20 protein-coding genes and 1 tRNA gene are annotated in these 23,400 nt (G+C 70.2%); 17 read left to right on the forward strand and 4 right to left on the reverse strand.

The genetic code is table 11. From position 1 onward, the window contains the following. A complete protein-coding gene (gene acs, locus AB0P25_RS11765; RefSeq protein ID WP_363807517.1) occupies positions 1 to 1,950 on the reverse strand; it encodes an acetate--CoA ligase in 1,950 nt (649 codons plus the stop codon). 337 nt (positions 1,951 to 2,287) lie between these two features. Between acs and AB0P25_RS11770 the strand changes: the two genes are divergently transcribed. From AB0P25_RS11770 to AB0P25_RS11790, 5 genes are all read left to right on the forward strand, one after another. After that, positions 2,288 to 3,271 (forward strand): TadA family conjugal transfer-associated ATPase, encoded by a 984-nt coding sequence (locus AB0P25_RS11770; protein WP_363807519.1) that lies wholly within the window; start codon positions 2,288 to 2,290, stop codon positions 3,269 to 3,271. Further along, positions 3,268 to 4,188, forward strand: coding sequence for a type II secretion system F family protein (locus tag AB0P25_RS11775; RefSeq protein ID WP_363807520.1), 921 nt, complete (start codon positions 3,268 to 3,270; stop codon positions 4,186 to 4,188). Before AB0P25_RS11770 ends, AB0P25_RS11775 begins: the two co-directional genes overlap by 4 nt. 82 nt (positions 4,189 to 4,270) lie before the next feature. Continuing rightward, complete coding sequence (locus tag AB0P25_RS11780) at positions 4,271 to 4,477, forward strand: DUF4244 domain-containing protein (RefSeq protein WP_363807521.1); 207 nt, start codon at positions 4,271 to 4,273, stop codon at positions 4,475 to 4,477. Next, entirely contained in the window at positions 4,458 to 4,793 is a 336-nt protein-coding gene (locus AB0P25_RS11785) for a TadE family type IV pilus minor pilin (RefSeq protein ID WP_363807523.1), read from the forward strand. The genes AB0P25_RS11780 and AB0P25_RS11785 overlap by 20 nt, the downstream gene beginning before the upstream one ends. Further along, positions 4,790 to 5,140, forward strand: a complete 351-nt coding sequence (locus AB0P25_RS11790) for an Rv3654c family TadE-like protein (protein WP_363807524.1) — start codon at positions 4,790 to 4,792, stop codon at positions 5,138 to 5,140. Before AB0P25_RS11785 ends, AB0P25_RS11790 begins: the two co-directional genes overlap by 4 nt. A 9-nt stretch (positions 5,141 to 5,149) precedes the next feature. Here AB0P25_RS11790 and AB0P25_RS11795 read toward each other — a convergent pair whose 3' ends face one another. Beyond that, positions 5,150 to 5,395 carry a hypothetical protein gene (locus tag AB0P25_RS11795; protein ID WP_363807525.1) on the reverse strand — a complete coding sequence of 82 codons (246 nt, stop codon included), beginning with the start codon at positions 5,393 to 5,395 and terminating at the stop codon, positions 5,150 to 5,152. Positions 5,396 to 5,667: 272 nt separating this feature from the next. On the opposite strand from AB0P25_RS11795, the gene topA reads away from it, so the two are divergent. The 8 genes from topA (at position 5,668) to AB0P25_RS11835 (ending at position 15,773) form a co-directional block, all read left to right on the forward strand. Continuing rightward, a complete protein-coding gene (gene topA / locus AB0P25_RS11800) occupies positions 5,668 to 8,466 on the forward strand; it encodes a type I DNA topoisomerase (RefSeq protein ID WP_363807526.1) in 2,799 nt (932 codons plus the stop codon). After that, complete coding sequence (gene tmk / locus AB0P25_RS11805) at positions 8,463 to 9,083, forward strand: dTMP kinase (protein WP_363807527.1); 621 nt, start codon at positions 8,463 to 8,465, stop codon at positions 9,081 to 9,083. Before topA ends, tmk begins: the two co-directional genes overlap by 4 nt. 61 nt (positions 9,084 to 9,144) lie before the next feature. Next, positions 9,145 to 10,353 (forward strand): DNA polymerase III subunit delta', encoded by a 1,209-nt coding sequence (locus tag AB0P25_RS11810; protein WP_363807528.1) that lies wholly within the window; start codon positions 9,145 to 9,147, stop codon positions 10,351 to 10,353. Further along, positions 10,350 to 11,885: an alpha/beta hydrolase gene (locus tag AB0P25_RS11815; protein WP_363807529.1), complete on the forward strand. Its 1,536-nt coding sequence runs from the start codon at positions 10,350 to 10,352 to the stop codon at positions 11,883 to 11,885. Before AB0P25_RS11810 ends, AB0P25_RS11815 begins: the two co-directional genes overlap by 4 nt. A gap of 40 nt (positions 11,886 to 11,925) precedes the next feature. Next, the gene (locus AB0P25_RS11820; RefSeq protein WP_363807530.1) at positions 11,926 to 12,636 is read left to right on the forward strand and encodes a TetR family transcriptional regulator; all 711 of its coding nucleotides are present in this window, start codon (positions 11,926 to 11,928) and stop codon (positions 12,634 to 12,636) included. A gap of 81 nt (positions 12,637 to 12,717) precedes the next feature. Beyond that, positions 12,718 to 12,793: transfer RNA gene (locus AB0P25_RS11825), tRNA-Thr, on the forward strand. 103 nt (positions 12,794 to 12,896) lie between these two features. After that, entirely contained in the window at positions 12,897 to 15,452 is a 2,556-nt protein-coding gene (locus AB0P25_RS11830; protein WP_363807531.1) for a PKD domain-containing protein, read from the forward strand. A 105-nt stretch (positions 15,453 to 15,557) separates the two neighbouring features. Then, positions 15,558 to 15,773 (forward strand): DUF2945 domain-containing protein, encoded by a 216-nt coding sequence (locus AB0P25_RS11835; RefSeq protein WP_363807533.1) that lies wholly within the window; start codon positions 15,558 to 15,560, stop codon positions 15,771 to 15,773. Between the two features lie 79 nt (positions 15,774 to 15,852). On the opposite strand, the gene AB0P25_RS11840 is transcribed toward AB0P25_RS11835, so the two are convergent. Next, on the reverse strand, positions 15,853 to 17,505 hold the full coding sequence (locus AB0P25_RS11840) for a hypothetical protein (protein WP_363807534.1): 1,653 nt from the start codon (positions 17,503 to 17,505) through the stop codon (positions 15,853 to 15,855). Next, the gene (locus AB0P25_RS11845) at positions 17,502 to 18,107 is read right to left on the reverse strand and encodes a sigma-70 family RNA polymerase sigma factor (protein WP_363807536.1); all 606 of its coding nucleotides are present in this window, start codon (positions 18,105 to 18,107) and stop codon (positions 17,502 to 17,504) included. The genes AB0P25_RS11840 and AB0P25_RS11845 overlap by 4 nt, the downstream gene beginning before the upstream one ends. A gap of 89 nt (positions 18,108 to 18,196) precedes the next feature. Here AB0P25_RS11845 and AB0P25_RS11850 point away from each other — a divergent pair, with 89 nt between their 5' ends. From AB0P25_RS11850 to AB0P25_RS11865, 4 genes are all read left to right on the forward strand, one after another. Then, positions 18,197 to 19,717, forward strand: coding sequence for a D-alanyl-D-alanine carboxypeptidase (locus tag AB0P25_RS11850; RefSeq protein WP_363807537.1), 1,521 nt, complete (start codon positions 18,197 to 18,199; stop codon positions 19,715 to 19,717). 33 nt (positions 19,718 to 19,750) lie between these two features. Continuing rightward, entirely contained in the window at positions 19,751 to 20,326 is a 576-nt protein-coding gene (locus AB0P25_RS11855) for an isochorismatase family protein (protein WP_363807539.1), read from the forward strand. 74 nt (positions 20,327 to 20,400) lie between these two features. Continuing rightward, positions 20,401 to 22,647, forward strand: coding sequence for an efflux RND transporter permease subunit (locus tag AB0P25_RS11860; protein ID WP_363807540.1), 2,247 nt, complete (start codon positions 20,401 to 20,403; stop codon positions 22,645 to 22,647). After that, positions 22,644 to 23,375 carry an alpha/beta fold hydrolase gene (locus AB0P25_RS11865; protein ID WP_363807541.1) on the forward strand — a complete coding sequence of 244 codons (732 nt, stop codon included), beginning with the start codon at positions 22,644 to 22,646 and terminating at the stop codon, positions 23,373 to 23,375. The genes AB0P25_RS11860 and AB0P25_RS11865 overlap by 4 nt, the downstream gene beginning before the upstream one ends. The last annotated feature ends 25 nt before the right edge of the window (positions 23,376 to 23,400 follow it).

The following is a 23,400-nucleotide window of genomic DNA, read 5'->3' on the forward strand; positions in this document are numbered from 1 at the left end:
TCAGGAGAGTTTGGCCTGGATGGAGCTCATCACCGCCGTGTCCGCGAGCGTCGTCGTGTCGCCGACCTCGCGCCCCTCGGCCACATCCCGCAGCAGGCGCCGCATGATCTTGCCGGAGCGCGTCTTCGGCAGCTCGGTGACGATGAAGATGTCGCGCGGCCGGGCGATCGCGCCGATCTGCTGGGCGACGTGCTTGCGCAGCTCGGCCGCCACATCCAGTGCGTCCGCCTTCTCGAGCTGGTTCTGCTTGATGATGACGAAGGCGACGACGGCCTGCCCGGTGGTCTCGTCGTTCGCGCCCACCACTGCGGCCTCGGCCGTGAAGGGATGCGCGACGAGCGCCGATTCGATCTCCGCCGTCGAGAGCCGGTGGCCGGACACGTTCATCACGTCATCGACGCGGCCCAGCAGCCAGATGTCGCCGTCGGTGTCGTACCGCGCGCCGTCCCCGGCGAAGTACTTGTCGCCGAACTTCGACCAGTACGTCTCCGTGAAGCGCTCGGGGTCGCCCCAGATGCCGCGCAGCATGCTCGGCCATGGCTCGGTGACGACCAGCAGGCCGCCCTGGTCCTTGCCGACCGGCGTGCCCGCCTCATCCAGGATGTCGACCGAGATGCCCGGGAGCGGCACCTGCGCGCTGCCCGGCTTCAGCGTCGTGACGCCCGGTAGGGCCGAGATCATGATCGCGCCCGTCTCGGTCTGCCACCAGGTGTCGACGATCGGCGTGGCGTCGCCCCCGATGACCTCGCGGTACCACATCCACGCCTCGGGGTTGATGGGCTCGCCCACCGAGCCGAGCACGCGCAGGCTCGACAGGTCGAACTGCTGCGGGTGCTGGCGCCCGATCTTCATGAAGGACCGGATGGCCGTCGGCGCCGTGTAGAAGATCGACACCTTGTACTTCTCGATCAGCTCCCACCACCGCCCCGGATGCGGCGTCTCCGGCGTGCCCTCGTAGAGGACCTGCGTCGCGCCGTTCGCGAGCGGGCCGTAGACCACGTAGGTGTGACCGGTGATCCAGCCGACGTCGGCGCTGCACCAGTAGACGTCGGACTCGGGGTGCAGGTCGAACACGTTCTTGTGCGTGAAGGCGGCCTGCGTGAGGTAGCCGCCGGAGGTGTGGAGGATGCCCTTCGGCTTCCCCGTCGTCCCCGAGGTGTAGAGGATGAAGAGCGGCTGCTCCGCGGGGAACGCCTTCGCGGTGTGGTCGGCGTCCACCAGGGCGATCTCGTCGTGCCACCACAGGTCGCGGCCCTCGGTCCAGGCCACCTCGTTCTCGCCGCGCTTCACAACCAGGACGTGCTCGACGGTGGACGCCTCGCCCGTGAGGGCCGCGTCAACGGCGTCCTTCAGCGGGAACACGCGTCCCTTGCGCCAACCGCCGTCGGCCGTGATGACCAGCTTCGCCTCGGCGTCGTCGATGCGCGAACGCAGGCTCTCGGCGCTGAAGCCGCCGAAGACGACGGAGTGGACCGCCCCGATGCGGGCGACCGCGAGCATCGCGATGACGGCCTCCGGGATCATCGGCAGGTAGATCGCGACCCGATCGCCGGCCCGGATGCCGAGGCTGGTCAGCAGGTTGGCCGCTTTCTTGACCTCTGCCGTGAGCTCGGCGTAGGTGAGGGTCCGGGTGTCACCCGGCTCGCCCTCCCAGTGGATCGCGACCCTGTCGCCGTTACCGGCCAGCACGTGACGGTCGAGGCAGTTGAAGGCGACGTTGAGCTCGCCGTCGTCGAACCACTTCGCGAACGGAGGCTCGCTCCAGTCGAGCGTGCGCGTGAACGGCGTGTGCCAGTGGAGCAGGTCGCGCGACTGATCCGCCCAGAATCCCAGGCGGTCGGCGGCGGCGCGCTCGTACAGCTCGGCGGTCGCGACCGCGTTCGCGGCGAACTCGTCGGTCGGCGGGAACCGGCGTGCCTCGTGCAGGAGGTTGTCGATTGTGTTGCTCATGGGGAGTCTTTTCGCTCCTTTGCGATGCGGTCGATACGGGTCGTGGCGCGACAATGCCTGACTCTACAACCTGCCGGGGAGGCGGCCCCAGGAGACTTGCGTTTGCATCGAATCTGCGTAAACTGGTCCCCGGCCGAATGTAAATTCGTGCGTGCGGCGCAATCGATTCCCCCCAATCCTGCGCCGCAGTGGCCGCACCTGTTCCCCCCAATAGGTGCGGCCCCCCTCGTTTAACCGGGTGTTCCACGAAGTCGTCCACAGCCGGTGCCTTCTTCGCGTTATCCACGGGATCGCGATCCGTGCTCATCTGAGCGCTCGCGGTTCCTAGCGTCGTCGTATGACTGCTGTAACTGCGACCCCCATCCCTTCCGACGAGCCCGGGCTCTGGCGGACCTTCGGGCGGCTCACGCCCTACCTCTTGAGACCCGGCGTCACCGACCTGTTCGTGACGGGCGCCGGCGAGCTGTGGTCGGACGGCCCTCCGCACGGCCTCCGGCGCGAGGAGGGATGGTGCGCCGACGCCGCGGAGGCCAGATCGCTCGCGGTGCGCCTGATCGGCGCGGGCGGTCGTCACATCGACGAGGCGACGCCGTTCGTCGACGTCCGTCTGCGCGGGGGAGTGCGCGTCCATGCCGTCCTGCCGCCCGTCTCCACCGGCGGAGCGCTGCTCTCCATCCGCGTGCCGCCGCGCGTCCAGCCCACCCTCGACGAGCTCGTCGCGGCCGGTGGGATGCGTCCTCCCGACGGCGACCGGCTGCTGCGGGCGGTGCGTGCGCGGACCAACCTGCTGATCACCGGTGCAGGCGGCGCGGGCAAGACCACGCTGCTGGCCGCACTCCTCGCGACGGCGCCGCCGGACGAGCGGATCGTCGTGATCGAAGACGTCGCGGAGCTCCGCATCCCCCACCCGCACGTCGTCGGCCTCGAGACCCGGCAGCCCAATCTGGAAGGCGCCGGCGGCGTCGACCTGCGACGGCTCGTCCGCGAAGCGCTCCGGATGCGACCCGACAGGCTCGTGCTGGGCGAGTGCCGCGGCGAGGAGGTGAGCGACATGCTCGGCGCCCTCAACACCGGGCACGATGGAGGAGCGGGGACTCTGCACGCCAACTCGCTCGACGACGTCCCGGCCCGGCTGGAAGCGCTCGGCGCGCTCGCCGGTCTCGACCGCGCGCTCGCCCGGCAGGCGGTGAGCGCGATCGGTCTCGTGGTGCACCTCGAACGGGACGGCCCGGCGCGGCGAGTGAACGGATTCGGAAGGCTGCGGGCCGGCCCGGATGGTCGGCTGACGATCGAGCGGATCGACCGCGGCGACAGGTCGTGAGCAGGCGGAGGCCGGGTGCGGCTGCGGACGCCGTCGCTGCCCTCACCGAATCGCTGGCGGTGCTGTTGGACGCGGGGCTCACTCCGCGTTCGGCCTGGGTCGCCGTGGCGTCTCACAGCGGAGACCCGATCGCGCGCCGGGTGGTGGACGCTCTGGCATCGCGAACGTCGTGCGCCCGGGCGGTGAACGATGTGGCGACGAGTGATGCGGCGGCGACCGACGACCTCCGGGCCGTCGCTGCCGCCTGGTCGGTCGCCGAGCGCGCGGGCTCGCCCCTGGGACCGACGCTGCGCTCGGTCGCCGAGACGGTGCGCGACGTCGCCGAAGCGGAACGCGAGGCCGAGGTCGCGCTCAGCGGCCCGCGTGCGACCGCGCGGCTGGTGGCATGGCTACCTGCCGCGGGGGCTCTGCTGTCGGTGGGGGTCGGGGCGGACATCCTGGGTGCGGCGACCACGACCGTCGGCGCCGCGACCCTGGCGGCCGGCCTGGCGATCATGGTCGCCGGACGGTGGTGGATGCGCACGCTGCTTCGACGGAATCTCGCGCGCAGTCCCATTCCGGGGATCGCCGAGGAGCTCGCTGCCGTATCGCTGGCGGGCGGGTCGTCCGCGTCGGCGGCGCTCGAGGCCGCGCACCGGGCTGCCCGGGAGTCGAATCTCCCGGCGCTCGACGACGGCGCGGCCCGCAGGATCCTCGAGCTCGCCGCGTCGGCGGGTGCGCCCGCAGCCGAACTCCTCACCGCGGCCGCGCGTCAGCAGCGTCGAGTCGCGCGCGCCGAGGCGCGGCAGCGCGCCGCGACCCTTGGAGTTCGGCTCATGCTGCCGCTCGGTGTCTGCGTGCTGCCGAGCTTCCTGCTGCTCGCCGTGGCGCCGCTGGTGCTGTCCCTTCTCTCGTCCACAACCGCGGGCCTGAGATGAGTTGTCCACAGATTCGGCGTTCTCGCTCCGAGCGCTGCGGGCGCCGCGAAGGATGGAACCACACGACGGGGAAGGAACCGATATGGAACACACGACGGCATGGTTGCGGCGCTCGGGACGGCGGATGGCGGCCCGGCTGCGGGGAGACCGAGGCGCCGCCACGGCCGAGTACGCCATCACGATCCTGGCGGCGGTGGGCTTCGCCGGGGTCCTCGTCGCCCTGCTGAAGGGCGACGAGGTGAAGGCGATCCTCTCCGATCTGGTGCACCGTGCGCTGGCCGGAGGGTGACCGTGGAAGCGTCAGCGCGGAGTTCGCGGTCGCGCTCCCAGCCGTGCTCGGGTGTCTCGCGCTCTGCGTCGGCGGCATCGCGGGCGCCGCGCAATATGCGGCGCTCGCCGGAAGTGCGGCCGTCGCCGCACGGCTGGCGGGCCGCGGGGACGACCCCGGCGGTGCCGGAGCGCCTGCCGGGTCGACCGTCGGGATCGAACGGGAAGGAGGGCTCGTATGCGTCAGCTCGACAGCGTCGGGCGACACGACTCTGAGCCGGCTCGGCATCCGGTTGAGTGCGCGGGCGTGCGCGCTCGACGAGAGCATCGCACCGTGAAGCCCCCGTGGCGTGACGACGCGGGTTCTGGATCCCTGCTCGGGTTGGGCATCGCGTGCGTCGTGGTGACGGTGGCAGGTGGGGGCATGACCGTGGTCGGTGCGAGTGCCGCCCAGGCGCGAGCTGCGGCTGCTGCCGATCTGGCGGCGCTCGCCGCGGCGGACGCCGCGGTCGGGCGGGTCGCCGGCGTTCCGTGCGATGCGGCCGGTCATGTGGCCGAGGCGAACGGCGCCACGCTGGCGGCGTGCGAGCAGGAGGGGACGGTCGTCACCGTCACGACGGCCACCCCGTTCCTGGCGTGGCACGCCACGGCGTCGGCACGCGCCGGTCCGCGGGAGCCGCCGTGACGGTGCGGGTCAGTCGAAGACGGTCTCCAGATAGCGGTACGAGACGGCGGTCGGCTGGTGGCCTGCGCCGTCGTCCGAGGCGTACTCCAGCTCGGTGCCGGAGGCGCGGATATAGAGGTAGTGCTTCGAGCCCGCGGGAGCTGAGATCTCCAGGCGCGGCCGGGCGTCTCCGGAGTCCAGGAATCCGGTCGAGATGGTCTTGCCTTCGAGGGGGCCGTCGATCAGTTTGGCGGTGTACGTCATCGTCGTTGCCATGCTGACATCATCCTCCGTGGGGCGGCCGTCGAAAAGGGGGTCACCCACCCCACGGCGGCTGTCCGGCGGGAGGCGGGGGACTGCGCCCAGGGCGAACGGCCCTGGCCTGATTAGGTGGATGAGCGGCGAAGGTGTGTATGGTTTGCCTGTCGGACGACGGATCACGCATGACGTGGACCGACGCCGCCGGGGGAGCGCGCCACACCGGTCCAGTCGTGGACGTCGCCGTCAGCTGTGGACGACACAGCGTGTGCATATTTAAGAGGAGTCACGTGCCCGACACGAAGAAGCTCGTCATCGTCGAGTCGCCGAACAAGGTGAAGTCGATCGCCCAATACCTGGGCGACGGCTACGAGGTCATGGCCTCGGTGGGGCACATCCGCGACCTCATCGAGCCCAAGAACCTGCCTCCGGAGCTGAAGAAGGGCTCGCTCGGCAAATTCTCCGTCGACGTGGAGAACGAGTTCGAGCCCTACTACGTCGTGTCGGACCAGAAGAAGAAGACGGTCGCCGACCTCAAGCGCGCCCTCAAGAACGCCGACGAACTCCTCCTTGCGACGGATGAGGACCGCGAAGGAGAGGCGATCGCCTGGCACCTGGTCGAGGTCCTGAAGCCGAAGGTGCCGGTCAAGCGCATGGTGTTCCACGAGATCACCCGCGAGGCCATCGAGAAGGCACGCGACAACACCCGCGAGATCGACACGGCGCTGGTCGACGCCCAGGAGACCCGTCGCATCCTCGACCGCCTCTACGGCTACGAGGTGTCGCCGGTCCTCTGGCGCAAGGTGGGCCCCGGCCTCTCCGCCGGCCGGGTGCAGTCCGCCGCGACCCGTCTCGTGGTCGACCGGGAGCGCGAGCGCCTTGCGTTCGTCCCAGCCTCCTACTGGGGTCTCACGGCCCGCCTCGCACCTGAGGACGCGAACGCCTTCGAATCGCGGCTCGCCCGCCTCGACGGCACCCGCGTGGCCACCGGACGCGACTTCGACGACCACGGGCGCCTCACGTCCGACGCCCGGACGCTCGACGAGGCCTCGGCGACGGCGCTCGCCGCGGCGATCAGCGCGCCCAGCACGGTTGTGACCGTCTCCAAGGTCGACTCCAAGCCGTACTCGCGCCGGCCCGCGGCGCCGTTCACCACGTCCACGCTTCAGCAGGAGGCGGCGCGCAAGCTCCGGTTCTCCGCACGCCAGACGATGAGCGTCGCGCAGTCGCTGTACGAGAACGGCTACATCACCTATATGCGCACCGACTCCGCGTCGCTGTCGCAGCAGGCGACGAACGCCGCGCGTTCGCAGGCCGCGAAGCTCTACGGTCCCGAGACGGTGCCGGACAAGCCGCGCACCTACGCGTCGAAGAGCAAGAACGCCCAGGAGGCGCACGAGGCGATCCGTCCCTCCGGCGAGACGTTCCGCACGCCCGCCGAACTGGAGCGCTCGCTCCGCGGCCCCGAGCTGCGACTCTACGACCTCATCTGGAAGCGGACCGTCGCCTCGCAGATGGCGGACGCCAAGGGACAGACCGCGTCCGTGACCGTCGAGGCGCGCGTCGCCGAAGGCCCGCTCGACGGGACCATCGCGGAGTTCACCGCGAGCGGCACGGTCATCACGTTCCGCGGCTTCCTCAACGCCTACGAGGAGAGCAAGGACGAGGAGCGCAACGCCTCCGACTCCGCCGAGGCCAAGCTGCCGCCCCTCACGGAGAAGCAGCCGCTGACCGTCCAGGATGTGGCGGCCGACGGGCACGAGACCACACCGCCTCCGCGCTACACCGAGGCGAGCCTGGTGAAGTCGCTCGAGGAGCTGGGGATCGGTCGCCCGTCGACGTTCGCGAGCATCATCTCGACGATCATCGACCGCGGCTACGTCACGCAGCGTGGCCAGGCGCTCGTCCCGAGCTGGGTCGCGTTCTCGGTGGTCCGGCTGCTGGAGGACTACTTCGGCGACCTGGTGCAGTACGACTTCACCGCCGAGATGGAGGACGACCTCGACCGGATCGCCGACGGCGAGGCCGAGCGGGTCGACTGGCTGAACAGCTTCTACTTCGGAAGCGGCAAGCACAAGGGACTCCGTCGGGTCATCGATAACCTCGGCGAGATCGATGCGCGCAGCATCAACTCGATCGCCATCGACGACGGTGTGACGCTCCGCATCGGCAAGTACGGGCCGTACCTCGAGGTGGCCGAACCCGACGCGGGTCCGGACGCGACGCCGCGGCGGGTCAACATCCCGCCGGAGCTGGCGCCCGACGAACTCACCCCGGCGAAGGCGCGCGAACTGATTGAGGCGCCCGTGCAGACCGACCGCGTGCTCGGCTCCAACCCGGAGAACGGCAAGCTGGTGCTCGCCAAGGACGGGCGTTTCGGACCCTACGTGACCGAAGCCGACCCGGAGGACGAGGCAGCAGTCGACCCGGCCACGGGTGAGGTGACCGAGCCGGTCAAGAAGCCGAAGAAGGCCGCCGAGAAGCCGCGCACCGCCTCGCTCTTCAAGTCGATGGACCTCGCGACGATCGATCTCGACACCGCGCTGAAGCTGCTCAGCCTTCCGCGCGTGGTGGGAGCGGATCCCGAGAGCGGCGACGAGATCCAGGCGCAGAACGGCCGTTACGGGCCCTACCTGAAGAAGGGCACGGACACCCGGTCGCTGCCGAGCGAGGACGACATCTTCGACGTCGACCTGGCGGGTGCGCTCGAGCTGTTCGCGCAGCCGAAGTACGGCAACCGCCGGGCGTCCAGCGCGCTCAAGGAGTTCGACGCCGACCCGGTCAGCGGCAAGCCGATCCGGATCAAGGACGGCCGTTTCGGTGCGTACGTGACCGACGGGGAGACCAACGCGACCATCCCGCGCGGCGAGACGGTGGACGAGGTCGACTTCGATCGAGCGGTGCAGCTGCTGGCCGACAAGCGCGCGAAGGGCCCGGCCAAGAAGCCGGCCCGGAAAGCACCTGCGAAGGCGAGCACCGCGAAGACGACCGCGGCCAAGAAGACGGCGACGAAGACCACGGCCTCCAAGACCGCCGCCACGAAGCCGGCCACGACGCGATCGGCGGCCGCGAAGAAGTCCGCCGAGTGACCGGCGGGCTCTTCATCACCCTCGAGGGCGGGGACGGCACGGGCAAGTCGACCCAGGCCGCCCTGCTCGAGGAGTGGCTGACCGGGCTCGGGCGGACCGTGGTCCGCACGCGGGAACCGGGCGGTACCGACGCGGGGGTCGAGATCCGCGAGATCGTGCTGCACCATCGCGGCGACATCGCGCCTCGCGCCGAAGCGCTCCTCTATGCCGCCGACCGGGCGCACCACGTGGCCACGGTCGTGCGACCGGCGCTCGCCCGGGGTGAGGTCGTCCTCCAGGACCGCTACCTCGACTCCTCCGTCGCCTACCAGGGCGCAGGTCGCGTGCTGGATGCCACGGAGATCCGCGAGCTGTCGTTGTGGGCAGCTGAAGGGCTGCTTCCGGACCTCACGATCCTGCTCGACCTCGACGAGGACGCGGCCCGCGCGCGCCTCGACGCCTCGCGCACCCGCTACGACCGGCTGGAGGCCGAGCGCTCCGACTTCCACGCGCGGGTCCGTGCCGGCTACCTGGCGCTCGCCGAGGCCGAGCCCGAGCGGTTCCTGGTCGTCGACGCCGGCCGTCCGGTGGACGAGATCGCCGCCGACATCCGCCGGCGTCTCGCGGGCCGGGTCTGACTTATCCACAGGATCCGGACACGAGCGAAAGGTGTCCGCGGTGCCAGCTAGCCTGGAGAGCATGACGGTCTGGGACGAGCTCACGGGGCAGGACGACGCGATCGCGATCGTGCGCGCCGCCGCAGAAGGCTCTGCCGTCGCCTCCACGGCGGAGGGCTCTGCGAGCGGTGCGGGTCCCTCGCGCGGGATGACGCACTCCTGGCTGATCACCGGCCCGCCGGGCTCCGGCCGCTCCAACCTGGCCTACGCCTTCGCCACCGCCCTTCTCAGCCCCGGCACGCCGGAGGGCGACCTCGCCACACGCCGCCAGGTCGACGCCCGCACCCACCCCGACCTCGCGGTCCTCAGCACCGAGCGCGTCATCATCTCGATCGACGAGGTCCGCTCCCTCGTCGCGAGCTCGCAGTTCGCACCGTCGGTGGGGCGCTACCGCGTGATGGTGATCGAAGATGCCGACCGCATGACCGAGCGCACGTCCAACGTGCTGCTCAAGGCGCTGGAGGAACCGCCGGAGCGAACGGTGTGGATCCTGTGCGCGCCCAGCGACGCCGACCTGCTGCCCACGATCCGGTCCCGGGTCCGCACCGTCCGTCTGCGGGTTCCGAGCGTCGCGGACGTCGCCGAGCTGATCCAGCGTCGCGACGGCGTCGACGCCGAGACCGCGGAACGCGCCGCCCGCCACGCGCAGAGCCACATCGGCATGGCGCACCGCCTCGCGACCCACGAAGAGGCCCGCCGGCGCCGGGAGCAGACACTGGAGCTGGCTCTGGGCATCCGGTCGGTGTCCGACGCGGTGCTCGCGGCCGCGACGCTGCTCGAGATCGCGGGGGCCGACGCGAAGGCGATCACCGAGGAGCGCGACGCGGAGGAGCGGGAGCACGCGCTGCGCTCGCTCGGCATCGAGCCCGGCGGTACCATTCCTCCCGCGCTGCGCGGGCAGCTGCGCCAGCTGGAGGAGGACCAGAAGCGGCGCGCGACGCGCAGCCTCCGCGACGGGATCGACCGCATCCTCGTCGACCTGCTCTCCCTGTACCGGGATGTGATGATGCTGCAGCTCGGCAGCGACAGCGAGCTGGTGAATCGCGAGCTGCGACGGGAGCTCGACGCTCTCAGCACGCACACGACTCCGGCCGCTACGCTCGCCGCGATGGATGCCGTCACGACGGCGCGTGAGCGCATCGACGGCAATGTCGCCCCGGCCCTCGCGCTGGAGGCCATGCTGACCACGATCCTGCGCGGAGCGAACGCGCGGAAGGGGACCGACCTGTGACCTCCCGGAGCGCCGTCCGGACCGCCGTGATCGCCATCGCCGCCGTCCTCGCACTGACCCTCACGGGCTGCGTGACCTGGTTCCTGCCGGCCAAGGCGCCGACGAGCTCGACGCCTGCTCCGGAGAAGGTCTCCGCGGCGCTCGCGCCGTTCTACGACCAGATCCTCACCTGGAAGTCGTGCGACGGCGGCAAGCAGTGTGCGACGGCGAAGGCCCCGCTCGACTGGAACGACCCCGGCAAGGGGCAGATCGAGCTCGCACTGATCCGGCAGCCGGCGAAGGGGACGAAGCAGGGATCCCTGCTGACGAACCCCGGCGGCCCCGGCGCGTCCGGATTCGACTTCGTCAAGGACTCGGTCGACTTCGTCGCCGACGCCACCCTGCAGGACCACTTCGACATCGTCGGTTTCGACCCCCGAGGAGTCGGCCGCTCCACCGCAGTGAAGTGCTACGACGCCGCTCAGATGGACCAGTACCTCTACGGCATCACGCCGGGCGAGCGCGGGTCCGACCAGTGGATCGCCGAGAACACGACGGTGGCCAAGGACTTCGGCGCGGCATGTCAGAAGAACACGGGTGCGCCGCTGCCCGAGGTCGACACGGTCAGCGCCGCGCGCGACCTCGACCTCCTCCGCGCCACCCTCGGCGACAAGAAGCTCAACTACCTCGGCTACTCGTACGGCACCTACCTGGGTGCGGTGTACGCGGGTCTCTACCCGGGCAAGACCGGCCGCCTCGTCCTCGACGGTGCGCTCGACCCCGCGGCCTCGAACTTCGAGGTCACGCAGGTGCAGGCGAAGGGATTCGAGAGCGCGCTGCGCGCCTACCTCAAGAGCTGCCTCACGCAGAAGGACTGCCCGTTCAGTGGGACGGTCGACGACGCGATGAACACGATCGCCCAGCTTCTCGCGTCGGTCGACAAGAGCCCGATCCGGAACTCCGACGGGCGCGAGCTCGGAGCCAACACCCTGGTCACCGCCATCATCACGCCGCTCTACGACGCGACGGCGTGGTCGTATCTCGACAAGCTGTTCGAGTCGGTCATGCAGGGGAGCGCAAGCGTCGCCTTCACGCTCGCCGACACGTACAACGACCGCAACGCCGACGGCACCTACTCCGACAACTCGACGGAGGCGTTCGTCGCGATCAACTGCCTCGACTACACCTACGATGCCGATCCGGCCACGATGCGCGCGCAGGCGGCGGAGCTGGCGAAGGCGGCGCCGGTCATCGGCCCGTACATGGCCTACGGCGACATCGGCTGTGCGAACTGGCCGTACAAGACCACCGTTCAGCGCGGCCCGATCTCGGCCGCCGGCTCGGCGCCCATCCTCGTCGTCGGCACGACCAACGACCCCGCCACCCCGTACGTGTGGGCGAAGAACCTGGCGTCCGAACTGCAGAACGGCCATCTGCTCACCTACAAGGGCGAAGGCCACACCGCCTACAACAAGTCGAACTCCTGCGTGAACGGCACCGTGGACGACTTCCTGGTCCACGGCACCGTCCCCGCCGACGGCAAGACCTGCTGACGAGTGGTGCAATTTTGCAGACGATGAAATAATCGGTTCCGTGTCTTCTCCGGCCACCGAATCCACGCTCAACGAGCTGGGTCTCCGCGAGCGCAAGCGCATCGCCACCAAACGCGCCATCCAGCTCGCCGCGGTCGAGCTCGCGAGCGAGCGCGGCTTCGACCGCGTCACCATCGACGAGATCAGCCACGTCGCCAACGTGTCGCCGCGGACCTTCTTCAACTACTTCCCGTCGAAGGAGTCCGCGATCATCGGCGAGCTCCCCGAGCTGCCGGACGAGCAGAGCATCGAGCGCTTCGTGACCGCGGGCCCCGAGGAGCCGATCCTCGACGGGATCAGCACGCTCCTGGTCGCCGCGATCGATCTCGGAGACACCAGCGGAGAGACCCGGGGCGACGCCGGCGCTGAACCCGACGGCGCCGATCCGGCGAGCATGCATCGCCTGCACACGATGCGCCGCGCGCTGCTGAAGGACAATCCCGAGCTCTTCGCCCTGCGGATGGCGAGCATGCACAAGTTCGAGGACGCGCTGAGCGGCATCGTGCAACGCCGCCTCGCCCACGACGACCCGGAACTCGTCGACGACCCGGAAGTCCTGCATCAGCGCGCCCGGCTGGTCACCTACGTCGCCTTCGCGGGGATGCGGCACGCCTGGTCGTGCTGGGCCGATCACGGCGGCGTCGAGCCGCTCTCCGACCGACTGCGCAGCTCGTTCCAGCAGCTGTCCGCGCTCGGCACGCAGGTTCGCTGAGCTCCGCGGCCACCTGGTCGTCACCGGGCCGCCGGATCGGGTAAGCTATCTGACTGTGCGCCGAGCGGAAGCCCGGCCCACGCCGCCCTAGCTCAGTCGGCAGAGCATCTCACTCGTAATGAGAAGGTCAAGGGTTCGATTCCCTTGGGCGGCTCCATTCCTCCAATGTGACTTCGATCGCATATTTTCCTTCGCCGATGCGCTCGACTCGGCGTACGCTAGCCAAAAGCTGAGAATCAATCACATCTGCTGAGGCTGCTATGGACCCGAACCAGAAGTCACGCCGAACCCGAATCGGCATCGTCACGGCAGCGCTGGGAGCGCTGCTCCTGGTCGCAGGAGGGCTGAGCGCCTCGCTCCCCGCTTCCGCTGACACCCAACCAGCGGACCCCACGAATCCCGCGACGCCTCCGACCGTCGGCGCGAGCGCCCTGCCGACCGTGCAGATCGACGGGGTGGCGTGGCAGCAGAAGGTCGTCGGCGACACCGTCTATGTCGCGGGCAAGTTCACCACGGCGCGGCCAGCCGGTTCGCCTGCCGGCAGCAACACGACGCCCCGTAACAACTTCCTCGCCTACAACGTCACGACCGGCGCGCTCAACACCGCAGTGAACGTCCAGCTCAACGCCCAGGCGAAGACGGTCGCGGCCTCGCCCGACGGCACCCGGGTCTACGTCGGGGGCGACTTCACGACCGCGAACGGCGCGAGTTACTACCGCATCGTCGCGATCAATACGTCGACGGGCCAGATCGTCAGCTCGTTCCGTCCGACCGTATCCAGCCAGGTGGCCGGTATCGCGGCCACCGACACCGCGGTCTACATCGGTGGGACCTTCACGAGCGTCAACGGGTCGACGCGGACGCGCCTGGCCAAGTTGAACGCGTCCGACGGCTCCCTGGTGTCATCCTGGAACGCTTCCGCCGACTATACGGTCACCTCGCTCGCCGTGAGCCCCGACGGCACGCGGGTGTACGCGGGTGGCGCCTTCCAGAACGTCAACGGCGCCTCGCACTACGGGCTCGCCAAGCTGGACGCGACCACCGGCGCCGCCCTCTCGTTCCCGGTCAACTCCATCGTCCGGGATGCGGGGGACAACGCGGCGATCACCTCGCTCGCCGCCACCTCCGACCGCGTGTACGGCAGCGGCTACGTCTTCGGAAGCGGCGGGAACCTGGAGGGCGCGTTCTCCGCGGACGCAACGACCGGGTCCCTGGTCTGGCTGGAGGACTGCCACGGCGACACCTACTCGGTCGCCCCGATCGGAAACGTTCTCTACGCCGTCGGCCACCCGCACATGTGCAGCAACGTGGGCGGCTTCCCGGAGACGAATCCCCGCACGTACCACCATGCGCTGGGCTTCTCGAAGGCCGCCACGCACACGCTGACCAATGACGGCAACAGGAGTTACGCCAACTTCCGCGGGCAGCCGGCGCCGAGTCCGTTGACCTGGTACCCCGACTTCGGCAGCGGGACGTTCACCGGGCAAGGGCAGGCCACCTGGTCTATCGCGGGCGACAGCCGCTATGTCGTGGTGGGCGGAGAATTCCCGTATGTGAACGGCAAGGCGCAGTACGGGCTCACCCGCTTCGCGATGGACGATGTCTCCCGCAGCACCTTCGGCCCCAACAACAACACGGCCATGACACCGAACGCGACCTCGTCGACGGCCGGTCAGGCGCGGATCACCTGGCAGGCGACGTTCGACATGGACAACCAGAACCTGACGTACAAGCTGTCCCGCGACGGCGACACCGCGCATCCCGTGTACCAGGTGACCCAGGGTTCGCAGTTCTGGAGCCGTCCGTCCATGGGATTCACCGACACCGGCCTCGCCGGGGGCAGCAGGCACACGTACACGCTCACCGTGACGGACCCGGACGGCAACAGCACCGCGGTGACCGGCAACAGCGTCCTCATCGCGGGCGGGACCGGCAATCAGCCGCCGATCGCGTCGTTCAGCGCGACCGCCAGTGGACTGAGCGTGTCGTTCGACGGACGCGCGTCCTCGGATCCCGACGGCTCCATCGCCTCCTACGCCTGGACCTTCGGTGACGGCGGCACGGCGAGCGGATCGACCACGTCGCACACCTACGCGGCCGCGGGCACCTACACGGCGACCCTCAAGGTGACAGACAACGGCGGCGCGAGTTCGACCACATCGAAGTCGATCACCGTGACCTCGGGCACCACCACCGCACTGGCGCGCGACGCCTTCCAGCGGACGGTCTCCGGAGGCTGGGGGAGCGCCGACGCGGGCGGCGCCTGGACGGCGTCCGGCAGCGCCACCTCCTTCTCGGTCGCCTCGGGAGTGGGGCAGATGGTGGACGCCGCCGGCGGTACGCTCATCCAGACCCTGGGCTCCGTGTCATCGACGCGTACGGACTCCACCGTGACGTTCACGACGGATGTCGCGCCGACCGGTGGGGGTGTGTTCGCCTCCGCCCTGGCGCGGCAGGTCGGTTCGGCATCCTATGATGGCCGCGCCTGGATCAGCTCCTCGGGCGCGGTGCAGGCGCAGCTTCTGCGGAGCGGGACGACCCTGACGGCCGCCGTGGTGCCCGGGGTGACGTACACGCCCGGGACGCAGCTGAAGCTCCGCGTCCAGGCGGTGGGGACGTCGCCGACCGTGTTCCAGGCGAAGGTGTGGCCGGCCGCGCAGGCGGAGCCCGCCGCGTGGCAGGTGAGCGTGTCCGATTCCACGGCCGGCCTGCAGTCCGCCGGATCGGTGGGCCTGCGCGCCTACGTCTCTGGCGCTGCGACGACGACGCCGGTCACGTTCCGGTTCGACGACTACCTGGTCTCCGCCGTCCCGTGAGCCGGGCGCCCGGCGTCCGATCGTGGTGGTGACCAGGACGAAGGAGAGCGGCACTCGCGATCCTCCGGCCTGGCGCCCGTCGCCGGGCGGTGGTTGGCTGCGAGCATGGCGGATGAACTGAAGCGCGGCGACCACGTCGAGTGGTCCTCCCACGGAGTGGATGTGCCGGGCGAGGTCGAGAAGAAGATCACCGAGGACACCGACGCGGCGGGCCGCACGGTGAAGGCGTCGAAGGACGACCCGCAGTACCTCGTGAAGAGCGACAAGAGCGGCAAGGAGGCTGTGCACAAGCCGGACGCGCTGCACAAGAAGAAGAAATGACGAACGGCCCGCAGTTCCCCCGATCCGCGGGCCGTTCGCCGTCCCCCTGTTTCCCCCTTTTTTCTCCCCCCGGTCTGTGTCAGCCGATCGACTCGATGTGGTTGCCGATCTGCCGGATGAGCCTGCCGCCCGCGAAGTACCACTGTTCGGTTGGCCGCACGGGGATGCTCCACACGGTCCGGTCGGCCGCCCTGTCGTAGGCGCTGCCGGTTCCGTCGCGGTCCGCCCGCCAGTCGTCGATGTAGGTCAGTGTCGGCCCGAACAGAGGCCATCCCGTGCCTTCGTGATCTCGTAGCGGCGTGGGCGCTCCGGTCTGGCGATCGATGGAGCAGGTTCTCCCCGCGCCGAGGACCATGACGATGGAGTTTCGAGCGGCGTCCGCCTCGACGTCGGGTGAACCGTTTCCCCAGTACCATTCCGGGAGCCCGCAGTGGGTCACGTCGGCCGTCATGCTCGCCAAGCCGGTCTGCTCGTCGAACAGCGTGAGCGAGTGCGGGCTGATCAGGACGAGGTCTCCGGAGGGTGTTCCCCGCCCGGCCTGGGCGAACCAGCCTGGTTGGGAGGCAGGATCGCGAAGCCCGCCGATCGACGCGCCATGCTCGAACGGTTTGGTCCACAGCGTGTCTCCCGTGCGCCGATCGACACCCGCGATGATCGTCGGAGTGTTGTCGGCACCGAACCCGCGGTATTGCACGAGGACGGAATCGCTGATCCATGCGTCGGCATAGGCGCCATCGGTGGTCTCCGGGCCGGAGAGCTCTCCCGTGCGGAGATCGAGCAGGGATGCCCTCCACCCGTTCGTGGGGCTCTGGTAGGTATACGGGACGACTCCATCGCTTGCGAAGCCGATCTCCGCTCGACCGAGCTCAACCGCGCTCACCCGTGTCTTCCACTTCGCTGAGGCCAGATCGCGCGGATCCACGCGCTGCACGTCGATGGCCGCGATCGCTCCGGCCGCATCCCGCACCGGCTGCGACCAGATCACCTCGCCGCTCGCATCCCAGATCGGACTCATTCTGCCGGCGATGTACTCACCGAGGCCGGGAGGCAGGGTCGCGACGGTCTCCCCGGTTGCGAGGTCGATGATGTCGCGCGGCCCCGTCGTGCCGCTCTGATCGTCGAGGAGTGCGCGGTTGGACGTTCCGAGGATGGTGAGCAGCGTGCCGTACCCACGGTCGTCCTGCCAGTTCCAGGTCCGTGACCAGACGATGCGGCCGGTCGTCGTGTCGACCATGGTGAGTGAGGAGACGCCCTCCCCGATCGGACAGTCGACTCTGCTGGGTCCTTGGTTCGAGCTGACGCCGAACAAGGCCAGCCCGTCCGCGATGTTGTAGTTCGTCTGCTGCTGGCAGCTGTACTGGTAACCGGGCAGATCCACGGACCAGGTGGGCGTACCAGGCGTCGAGAGGACATCGTGCGGTGCGATCGGCGACGTCTGCACTGCAATCGGTCGCTGCGTGGGCGTCGGTGTCGGCGTGGGCGTCGGCGTCGGCGTGACCGTCTGCGTCGGCGTCGGCACGGGCGCCGGCGGCGTCTCGCCCCCGCCGAGGTGGATGACTCCCGACAGCGCGAGGGCGGCCGTTCCTCCGGCGAGCACGATCGCGACGCCGGAGAGCACGCTGGTCAGCAGGATCTGGAGGCGCTTGCGGCGGCGCGGCTCGTCGGCGACGGTGTCGATCAGCAGCTGCCGGATGGCGGCGCTGCGCTCGGGGGTGAAGTCCGTGGTGCTCATCGTGCACCTCCTTCGAGGATCGTGGTGTCGGTATCGGATGCGTCCGCCAGCGGAGAGGCGAGTGTCGCCAGCCGGGCGCGGGCGCGGGAGAGGCGGGACTTGACCGTCCCCTCGGGCACCCCGAGCGCTTCCGCGGCCTGCGCGGTGGTCAGCTCTTCGAGCACGCAGAGGGTGATGACGTCCTGGTCGCGCTTGCTGAGCTTCGCGAACGCCTCCCGCACCTGCCGGTCGCGACCGGCGCCGTCGAGGGTGGCGTCCACCTCTGGCGCGTGGTCCTGTTGCGGCGCCGGCGTCGGGAGTTTCGCGAGAGCGGACCGGTAGCGCCGGAGGCCGCGGGCGTGGTTGCGTGCGACGTAGTTCGTCGTGACGAGCAGCCAGCCGATGATGGATCCGTCGACCAGCCGCACCGACTCGCGCTTGCGCCACGCCTCCAGGAAGACGGCGGCCGTGACGTCCTCGGCGTCGTGCGGCTGGCGCGTCAACCGCAGCGCGTGGCCGAAGACGCGGTCGCGGTGCCGGTCGAACAGCGACGCGAACGCGGGGCCGTCCCCGCCGCGTGCCGACGACCAGGCCGCGGCCTCGTCGAACTCATCCGTGCTCATACCCTCTACTGTCCGGACGTGCCCGGATGGTTCCAGATCGGGCGCAAAGCGAAATCGCAGCATTCAGAAAGCCCAGGTAGCATACCCGGATGCACGAATCGGAGCCGCCCACGACGACGGGTTCGGGACGCCGAGCCGCCGCCCGACCCGCCGGTGCCGCCGGCGTCGCCGCCGGGGCCATGGCCGCGATCCGGAAGCACCCCAAGACCTGGATGGCCGCCGCCGCGGCCGTCGCGTTCCTGCTGCTCGGCACGGGCAGCGTCGCACTGGGCGCCACCGTGGGCGCTCCCGCGGCGGCGGCCGGTGCGCCCGAGACGGCGACGGCGAAGCCGACGCCGACCCGCTCGGCCACGCCGACCCCCACCCCGACGGTGGACCCCGCCCGTCCCGTCCCCGCGAACCAGGCGGCGGCGACGCGCATCCGCACCTGCTCGGTCGCCGGCCTGGCCGCGGACGGCCGCCTCGGCACGCTCGAGGCGCAGGTCGTCAACGCCAAGACCGGTCAGACGCTGTTCGACCGCAACGGCGTGAAGCCGGCGCCCACCGCCTCCGTGCTGAAGACGCTGACGTCGGCGGCCGCACTGGCCACCCTCGGTCCCGACTACCGCGTCGCGACCACCGTCGTCGCGGGCAGCACTCCGGGCCAGGTCGTCATCGTCGGCGGAGGGGACGTCACCCTCTCGCGCCTCCCGGACGGCCAGGCGTCGTTCTACACCGGTGCCCCGAAGATCCAGGACCTCGCGAACCAGGTGAAGCAGGCCATAGGCGGCCAGCCGATCACCTCGATCGTCGTGGACGCGTCCCTCTTCGGTGCGCCGTTCTGGCAGCCCAGCTGGGACGAGCGCGAGGAGCGCGTCGTCGAGGGCTCGACCCCGTACATGACCTCCCTCATGGTCGACGGCGACCGCGACGACCCGACCGCGGTGGAGTCGCCGCGCAGCACCGACCCGGTTGCTCGCGCCGTGCAGTACTTCCAGCAGTACCTCGGCACGAGCGTCGGCGTCAGCCAGGGCGTCGCCCCGGCGGGCGCGCGCCAGCTGGGCGTCGTGCAGTCGCAGCCGGTGACCACCCTGATCGACCAGGCCATGCGCGTCTCCGACAACACGATCATGGAGGAGCTGGCCCGTCTGGTCGCCATCAAGAACGGCGCGGGCAACACCTTCGACGCCCTCAATGCCGGCGTGCTCGCCGGGCTCAAGGGCTACGGGATCGACACCTCCGGCATCCACATCGCCGACGGTTCCGGCCTCAGCAACGACAACGCGGTGCCGCCGTCGTATCTCACCCAGCTCTTCATCAAGGTGCTGAACCGCCAGAACGGGCTCGGGGTCGTCTACGACGGCCTCCCGGTCGCCGGGAAGTCGGGCACGCTCGGCCCGGGCTACAACCGCTTCACCGGGTCGAGCTCGGTCGCTCGCGGCGCGGTGTTCGCCAAGACCGGATGGATCGACCACGGCTACACGCTCTCCGGCATCGTGAACGCCGCCGACGGAACACCGCTGACGTTCGCGGTGTTCGCTCTGGGGAACGTCGGCGACAACGCCAAGCAGGCGATCGACAGCCTCGTCGCCGGTTTCTACCAATGCGGAGACAACCTCTCCAACGGCTGAGCGGTCAGCCGACGACCGATCCCGGGAGGACGGATGGGCAAGGCGCTCTTCATCGTGGATGTGCAGAACGACTTCACCGAGGGCGGCGCCCTCGGTGTCGACGGGGGAGCGGCGGTCGCGCAGGGCGTGACCGACCATCTCCGCGCGCACGCCGACGAGTACGACATCATCGTCGCCAGCCGGGACTGGCACGACGCCGACAATGACAACGGCGGCCACTTCGCGGGCGACCGCGAGCCCGACTTCGAGACCAGCTGGCCGGTCCACTGCGTCGCCGGGACGCCCGGCGCGGACTACCACCCCGCGTTCGAGACGGATCGGGTGACCCACCACGTGCACAAGGGGCAGGGCGTTCCCGCCTACTCGCTGTTCGAGGGGCGGACGGAGTCGGGCGCGACGGTTCACGAACTGCTGGAGCAGCACGGCATCCACACGGTGGATGTAGCCGGGATCGCGACCGATTACTGCGTGCGCGCGTCGGCGCTCGACGCGCTGGAGCACGGGCGCTCGGTGCGCGTGCTGACGTCCCTGGTCGCCGGGGTCGCGCCGGCGACGTCGAGCGCCGCGCTCGCCGAGCTGGCGCACGCCGGAGCCGAGCTCGTCGACTGACGGCCGAGGGCGTGGACGCTCGCGGTACTTCCGGCTATCCTGATTGCTAGCTCATCTAGTAATCAGGAGGCTAAGTGTCGACCGAGCCGGCGCAGACCGCCCAGAAGCGTCCGATCCGCGAGCCCGCCCGGTGGCTGCGGATCGTCGTGCCCACCGTCCTCATCCTGGTCTGGCTGACGCTCGCCGGGATCGGCGGTCCGACGTTCGGCAAGCTCTCGGGCGTCTCGAGCAACGACCAGGCGGCGTTCCTTCCGGCCAGCGCCGAGTCGACCGAGGTGCAGGACTGGCAGAAGCGCTTCACCGACTCGGGCGCCATCCCGGCGATCGTCGTCGTGGAGGCCGACCAGACGATCCCGAAGAGCGAGCTCGGCACGTCGTACGCCGACCTCGCCGCCGCGCTCGGGAAGGTGGAGGGCGTCCAGGCGCCGCCCGAGGGCGAGACGACGAGCGTCGCCGGCCCCATCCCGTCGCAAGACGGCCGGGCGGTGGAGTACATCGTGCCGGTCTCCGACTCGAACGAGGTCAAGACGGTGGTCTCCGACCTGCGGGCCGCCGCGGCGGACAACGTCCCCGCCGGTGCGAAGGTCTGGGTGACCGGCCCCGCCGGGCTCACCGCCGACCTCGTGAACGCCTTCGGCGGCATCGACGGCATCCTGCTCCTCGTCGCGGTCGCGGCGGTGTTCGTCATCCTGCTGCTGGTCTACCGCGCGCTGCTGCTGCCGTTCCTCGTGCTGTTCACGTCGGTGTTCGCGCTGTGCGCCGCCATCGTGTTCGTGTACCTGTTCGCGCTGTGGGGCTGGATCAAGCTCTCCGGGCAGAGCCAGGGCATCCTGTCGATCCTGGTGATCGGCGCTGCGACCGACTACTCCCTGCTCCTCGTCGCCCGCTACCGCGAGGCGCTGGAGCAGGAGCCGTCGCGCTGGGTGGCCATCCTGCGCGCCTGGAAGGCCGCGTTCGAGCCGATCCTCGCGAGCGGCGCGACGGTCATCCTCGCCCTGCTGTGCCTGCTGTTCTCCGACCTCAACTCGAACAAGAGCCTCGGCCCGATCGCCGCCATCGGGATCGTGTTCTCGCTGTTCTCCGCGCTCACGCTCCTGCCGGCGCTGCTCGCGGTGTTCGGGCGCGCGTCGTTCTGGCCGTTCCGACCGGTCGTCGGCGGCCGGCCACGGAAGCGCGCGGAGGGCGTCACGCTCACCGGGCTGGAGGGCGTGCACGGGCTGTGGCGCCGCGTGGGAGGCCTGATCGCCCGCCGCCCGCGGGTCACGTGGATCGTCTCCTTCGTGCTGCTCGCCGCGTGCGCCCTGGGCCTGACGCAGCTGAAGGCGAACGGCGTGCAGCAGACGGATGTGATCCTGTCGCAGTCCGACGCGGTCGACGGCCAGGCCGTCGTGGCGAAGCACTTCGACGCCGGTTCCGGCTCGCCCGTGCTGATCGTGGCGCCCGAGGCCGACGGGGACGCCGTCCTCGCCGCGACCGAGAAGGCCGACGGGATCGCGTCGGCGGCCTTCTACACCGGCGGGGGCCGCCCCGGCGCGGACGCGACGCCGGTCGTGAAGGACGGGCACGTGCTCATCCAGGCGACCCTGGCCTCCGAGCCGGACTCGGCGAAGGCCGAGTCGGTCGTCAGGGACCTGCGCGGCACGTTGTCGACGGACGGCTCGGTGCTGGTCGGCGGCGTCACGGCGATCGCGCTCGACACGAACGAGACCGCGCAGAGCGACCTGATGAAGATCATCCCGATCGTGCTCGCGGTGATCCTCGTGATCCTCATGCTGCTGCTGCGGTCGATCCTGGCGCCGGTGCTCCTGATCGGCAGTGTGGTGCTCTCGTACGCCGCGGCGCTCGGGGTCTCGGCGCTGGTCTTCAACGACGTCCTCCGGTTCCCGGGCGCGGATGCGTCGGTGCCGCTGTTCGGATTCGTCTTCCTGGTGGCGCTGGGCGTGGACTACAACATCTTCCTCATGACGCGTGTGCGGGAGGAGTCGCTTCACATCGGGACGCGGCCCGGCATCCTCCGCGGTCTCGGCCTCACCGGCAGCGTGATCACGTCGGCCGGGATCGTGCTGGCGGCGACGTTCGCGGCGCTCGCGGTCATCCCGATCCTGTTCCTCGTGCAGATCGCCTTCATCGTCGCGTTCGGGGTGCTGCTCGACACGGTCGTGGTGCGCTCCCTGCTCGTCCCGGCGGCGTCGTACGACATCGGCCGCGCCATCTGGTGGCCGTCGAAGCTGTGGCGCGACCGGACCAACGTCGAGCGCGCGAAGGTCGACGACGCGCCCCGCTTGCCCGCCGAGGAGGCGTCGGCGAGAGTGGGGGGATGACCCACCTCCACGTGGACCGGCACCCCGGTGCCGATCCCGTCCTGCTCGTGCACGGCTTCGCCTCCAACGGCGCGCAGACCTGGGAGGCGACGGGATGGGTGCAGGCTCTCGCCGACGCCGGTCGGGGCGCCATCGTGCCCGATCTTCGGGGCCACGGCGGCAGCGACGCCCCGCACGACGCGGACGCCTACTCGCCGGACCAGCTCGCGCAGGACCTCGTGGCCGTGCTCGACGAGCAGGACGTCGACCGGGTGGACGTGATCGGCTACTCGATGGGCAGCTGGGTGTCTCTCGCGCTGGTCGCGAGGGCGCCGCAGCGCGTGCGCCGTCTCGTCGTCGGCGGCGTCGGGACGGTCGAGCAGTTCGGTCGCTGGGGTGTCTCCGCGGTGCAGGCTGCGCTCCGCGACGACGCGTCGATGCTCGACGCATCCAGCCCGCTGGCGCCGTTGCTCGCGTCCCTGCGCACGGCTCCCGGCGTCGATCGCGAGGCGCTGGCCTCGTGCGCTGCCGGAATGGCGCGGCATCCGCTGCCGCTGGCGAGCACCGTGCCGACCATGCTCGTGGTGGGGGACGCGGATCCGGTCGCCTACGGGGCGGACGAGGCGGCACGGCTGCTCGGTGCGGAGCTCGTCACTCTGCCCAAGCGCAACCACGTGACGACGCTGAGCGCGCGAGGGTTCAAGCAGGCTGCCCTGCCCTTCCTGGGAGCTTCGATCAGACCGTCCTGAGCGCGTACCCTGCGTCGTACGATGT

Origin of the sequence: Leifsonia sp. NPDC077715 (assembly GCF_040686855.1) — a bacterium.
Classification (GTDB): Bacteria; Actinomycetota; Actinomycetes; order Actinomycetales; family Microbacteriaceae; genus Leifsonia.